Annotated in this window: 6 protein-coding genes; all 6 read right to left on the reverse strand. The window is 61.9% G+C overall.

What is annotated here, in order from left to right; genetic code table 11:
- Positions 1 to 609 (reverse strand): contractile injection system protein, VgrG/Pvc8 family (locus tag SJI03_RS28645; protein ID WP_322429434.1); only part of this gene is annotated, 609 nt, incomplete at its 3' end.
- Complete coding sequence (locus tag SJI03_RS28650; protein WP_322429435.1) at positions 606 to 1,214, reverse strand: phage tail protein; 609 nt, start codon at positions 1,212 to 1,214, stop codon at positions 606 to 608. The genes SJI03_RS28650 and SJI03_RS28645, both read right to left, overlap by 4 nt.
- A gap of 14 nt (positions 1,215 to 1,228) precedes the next feature.
- Entirely contained in the window at positions 1,229 to 4,096 is a 2,868-nt protein-coding gene (locus SJI03_RS28655) for a phage tail protein (protein WP_322429436.1), read from the reverse strand.
- Positions 4,097 to 4,210 carry a GpE family phage tail protein gene (locus tag SJI03_RS28660; RefSeq protein WP_071650284.1) on the reverse strand — a complete coding sequence of 38 codons (114 nt, stop codon included), beginning with the start codon at positions 4,208 to 4,210 and terminating at the stop codon, positions 4,097 to 4,099.
- Between the two features lie 8 nt (positions 4,211 to 4,218).
- Positions 4,219 to 4,527, reverse strand: coding sequence for a phage tail assembly protein (locus SJI03_RS28665; RefSeq protein WP_099380324.1), 309 nt, complete (start codon positions 4,525 to 4,527; stop codon positions 4,219 to 4,221).
- A gap of 39 nt (positions 4,528 to 4,566) precedes the next feature.
- Positions 4,567 to 4,690, reverse strand: a 124-nt coding sequence (locus tag SJI03_RS28670) for a phage major tail tube protein (protein ID WP_322429437.1), incomplete at its 5' end; no start/stop codon positions are given.

Here is a 4,690-nt window from a genome sequence, read left to right on the forward strand (position 1 = left end):
ATCGCCCAGGGCGCGCGTGATGGGGATGACGGGTAGCGCCTTGCCGCTGGCGGTGCGGCTCTGGTTGATGGGGATGAAGAGCAAGGTGTCATTCTTGACGGTGGCCACCGCGTCGTATTTCCTGCCCAGCCGGCGCAGGAAGGCTGCATCGCTTTCGTGGGTCTGGTCAATGTGCTCGATGGCGGTGTCGCGCAGGCGCGCCGATACGCCCGACGCAAGCTCGTTGCGAAAGGCAATCGCCTCGATGATGGCGCCCAGGGTGGTCTTGTGAAAGCCGTGTTCCTGCTGCTGTTTAAACGTGTCGATCAGGTTGGCCGACCTGGCGCGCAGGGTGATGGTGTCGGGCGCGCCGCTGTGCTCCACCTCGTCGACGGTGAACTTGCCCATGTCCACCAGGCCGGACGCTTGCCAGCCCAGCGACAGGGCGATCTGCGCGCCGCGCGGTGGCAGGGCCAGCTTGCCGTCGCTGTCGTCCAGGGAGATATCGAGCTGGTCGCTCTCGTCGCCACGGCAGAGGGTTAACGTCAAATTAATCAACCGCGGCGAGACGATGGCCGTCAAATCCTTGTCCTCGATGCTGACCTTGAAGGCGGGGATATGCTCGCTCATTTGAACTTGTCCGCCGCGCTGCCGATGGCGCCGCTGATGCCGCCGCCGATCTTGTCTTTCATGTCGCTGACCACGCCGCCGTATTTCGACGTGATGCCACCGACCACGTTACCCACGACGCTGCCCACGGCATTCTTGGCCGCGCCGGCAATGCTGCTGGTCATGCCGTCGATGCTGAGCATGTTTTTCAGGTCGCCAATGTCGCCCAGGCCAAGCATTGCCAGCACGCCGTCGTCGTCGCGCTTGAGCGCAATCGAGAACTCGACGCGGCGCGCGCCGCCGCTGCCGTCGAGGATGCTGCGCCCCTCCGTCATGCTGGTGATGCGGTACGAGCCGAGAATGCGGCCCGTGCCCTGGATCAGAATCCAAGACTTACCCGTATCGGCCATCATGCGCAGCGCATCGAGCGAATACAGGGAGCCGGTTAGTTCTGGCGCCACCCAGCCCGACAGGGTAATCGTGTCGTCGCCCGGCCCCACATACTGGTGCGCATCGCGCAGGCCCACGCGGGCCGTGCTGGCGTGCTTCCATTCCGTTTGCCGCTGCAGCTCGTGATAGGCCAAGGTCGGCAGGCTGAACACGAACATTCCTAAAATCATCATCATGGTGTGCTTCTTTCTTAATCGTGGTCGCGCAGGGACGAGCGGATGCGTGCCGCTTTTTCGCGGTCGCGCTGATCGAGCGCCACGCTCACAGCGCGCGCGATGGCCTGGGGATCGGTGCCGGCCTGCACATGGAAGGTGATTTCGATCTTGTCGCCCTGAATCGTCATGCCGGCGCCAAACCCACCTTGTGACAGCGGGGCGCGAGTATCAAAGGCGCTGGCGGGCACGGCCGTGGCCGTGCCGATGGCGATGCCGGCGCCCAGTTGCGTCAGGCGCTGCGCCAGGCCGGACACCTTGGCTATCGGCGCGCCCTCGCTGCGGTCCAGGCCCACGGCCAAGCCTTGCATGGTGTAGTCGCCCAACTGGGCAAACACGCGGCTCGGGCTGTGGATGCCCAGCTTTTCCTTGAACCAGGCAATGGTGCTGGAGCCGGCATTGCTGATGGCGTCCTTGACGGCGCCCATGGAACCGGTGATGCCGTTGACCAGGCCGCGCAGGATGTTGGCGCCGAACTCGGTGAACTGGGCCGGCAGCTTGATGCCGAACCAACTCAAGACGCCAGCGAATGCCTGGTAAAACACGCCGACGGGAGACCAGTTGATAATCAGGGCAGTGATACCGGCCATGCCGCCGCTGAAGGTGGTTTTCAGCTGCGACCACAGACTGGCAATGAAGCCTGTCAGCGGCGCCAGTCCCTCGATAATGCCGTGCCGGATGTTGGCGGCAAAGTCGGTGAACCTGGCCGGCAGCGCGATGCCGAACCATCCCAGCACGCCTGCGAAGGCGCGATAGAACAGACCCAGCGGTGACCAGTTGGCGATCAGGCTATTGATGCCGACGAAGCCGCCTGCAAACGCAGTCTTGACGTCCGACCACAGGCCCCGAAAGAAACCCTTGATCGGCTCCCAGTATTTGTAGATCAGGAAGGCGGCTCCGGCGATGAGCGTGATGGCGATGCCAATCGGGTTCATCAGCAGAGCGCGGCCCAGCCACAGCACGGCGCGGCCCGCCCACATGAAGGCACCGCCCAGGTTGCGCAAGATGGGCGTGAGCACGCCGCCCGTCACACCTATCTTGGCGAACATGACGTGCAGCATGGCATACGGGCCGATCATGGCGGCAATGCCCAGCATCAGCGGGCCGAGCACCAGCAGCGATCCCGCCAGCACGGCAAAGCCGGCGATCATGACCTTGGCCACGGTCGGGTTACGCTCCATGAAGCCATTCAGGCGGGTCATGGCGGCAATTGCCATTTCCAGCGCCTGCGTGTACATAGGCAGGATTTTTTCACCCATGACCAGCTTCAGGTCGGAGACCTTGGCAAGCGCTTCCCGTTCCGCGCCGGCCCCGAGGCCACGCGCGCGGACGTGCAAGCTGTCCATGCCCTCCGAATTCTGGTTCAGGCGTTCGCTCTTGCGGATCTGTGCGCGCTGATCGACCATGCGCATCAGGAAGGCGGCGCCGTTGCTGTTGGAAACCAGGGCGCCGATCTTGCTGTTGATCTCGTCCTTGTCGGTGATGCCCTTGGCCGCCAGCTTAGGCAGGAATACTTTTTCAATCCAGTCGAGCGGGCTTTTCTGGAACATTTCCCCTTCCAGCAGCGCACCGGCCTGGATATATTTGATCTGTCCCACCTTGTCATACTTGATGTGCTTGCCGCTCAACAGGCCCAAGCTTTGCATTTCCCTGGCCGCGCGCTGCGTGCCCTTGCCCTGGTAAATGTTGTTGTACAGGGAACGCCAGCCGACACCTGCAGTCGAGCCGCCCAGTTCCTGCAGCATGGGTTCCATCTGGTTGAAGAAGGCATTGTCGTTCAGGCCTTTGCCGGCCACGCCGCTGCGGATCGTAAATTGCCGCCAGTCGTCGCCGCCGACCCGGCCGCCCGTCGCCGCGATTACCTTTTGTATGCGGTCCGCATCGCTCTTGAAGGCTTCGACCGATCCGGCATTGCCGCGTAGCTCGATGACCTTTTGCATGGCGAACAGTTGCGCGTTGCGCTCGCCGGCCGAATCTGGATAGAGCGTGTCGTTGATGAATTTCATCTTTGCCATACTTGGCAGGGCCATTTCAGCGTGGTGGCCATCGGCAAAGATCGAGATGGAATCGCGGATCATTTCCGTCTTTTCCAGCTGGCTGACGCCATACGTCTTGAGTTCTTTAGCAAAGGCAATCGCGTGCTCTTTTTCTTTGTCCGTGCGCGTGCCCAGCGCACGGATGCGCGCTGTTTCGATTTCGTAGTGTTTCGCTTCGTGCAAACCCTTGACGACAGGCGCAGCGACCACGGCGCCGGTGGCGGTTGCGCCGGCGCCCGCCATGGCAATGCTACCTGCCTTGCTGCGCAGTTTGTCAGCATGCTGGGTGGCGTTGGTGACGCGCTGCTGCTTGGCGGCTGACGCGGCCAGGCGCTTTTGTTGCGACGCCAGCTCAACGTTGGTCAACTGGATACTGTTCTTAAGCCACTCCTGGGCCTTGCCCAACTGGCGCGTGTCGATGCCGGCGTCTTTCAGGCTGGTGCGCAGGACGCGGAATTGCTGGCTCTGTTCTCGGCCTTTCAGCGTCAAGGCCTGCGTGACCTTCGTCGCCGCCTTCAAATCACGCGTCATGGCGCGTGTAGGAGACTCGGTCTGTTTTATGCTTGCGGCCAGCTCTTTTACTTTTTTTTGAGCTTCTTTCAGCTCAACCCCCGTTGTTCGAATACCGCTATGTAGTTCGCGGAATTTCCCCAGGTTTCTCTGCTGCGCGTTCAGATCGCGCAAGCGGTCGCTGGTGGCTTTCAGCGCCTTGGCCGTGTCGCTGGAGCCGCCCATGATTTTTTTCAGCGGGCCGGTGATCTTGTCCAGCGCCGCAAATACCATCTGTAATTTCAGATCCCGACCAGCCATCTATTCCGCTCCGCTTCGTTGCCGTGCGCGCTCGCGCCAGGCCATCAGTTCATCAATCGTAAAACCGTCCATCGCTGCCGGCGTCCAGTGGAAGACGCCGGCAATGTCGGCCATGGCGTCTTCTACTTCGCCGGGGATACCGAAAGGCGATCTGCTTTGCTCGCCAAAAAACCGGCGACCTCGGCGCCCACGGCCAGCAGGTCGGCCGGGTCCATGTTGGCGATGTCGTGCGAGGTCAAGGTCGGTTCGGTGATGCGCGGCAGCACGATCTGCAGGGCCGACACGTTCAGGTTGGCCAGCTCGATCAGGGAAATGCCGCGCAGCGCCCCCGCCTTGGGCTTGCGCACGGTCAGCGAGGTGATGAAGGTGTCGCCGCGCTTGATCGGCTCGTCCAGTTCGATGACGGCTTGATTGTTGTTTTCGGTGTTCATGGTGTTGTCCTTGTGTGTGGAGAGTGAATAAAAAGGGGATTACAGGCCGATGGCCTTGCGGATGGCGGCATTGCCGTCGCCGCCGCCGAAGTTCTCGGTGCCGCTCATGAAGTCCAGTTCGATGACCGTGGCGCCGTCGATCATCAGCTTGTAGTAGCTGCAG

The sequence above is a fragment of the Janthinobacterium sp. GMG1 genome (genome assembly GCF_034427795.1).
GTDB lineage: Bacteria > Pseudomonadota > Gammaproteobacteria > Burkholderiales > Burkholderiaceae_D > Janthinobacterium.

What these genes read in the sequence shown, in the direction of transcription:
- SJI03_RS28650 (WP_322429435.1), bottom strand. Translation starts at nt 1,214, where the DNA reads ATGATGATGATTTTAGGAATGTTCGTGTTCAGCCTGCCGACCTTGGCC.
- SJI03_RS28655 (WP_322429436.1), bottom strand. Translation starts at nt 4,096, where the DNA reads ATGGCTGGTCGGGATCTGAAATTACAGATGGTATTTGCGGCGCTGGAC.
- SJI03_RS28660 (WP_071650284.1), bottom strand. Translation starts at nt 4,210, where the DNA reads ATGGCCGACATTGCCGGCGTCTTCCACTGGACGCCGGCAGCGATGGAC.
- SJI03_RS28665 (WP_099380324.1), bottom strand. Translation starts at nt 4,527, where the DNA reads ATGAACACCGAAAACAACAATCAAGCCGTCATCGAACTGGACGAGCCG.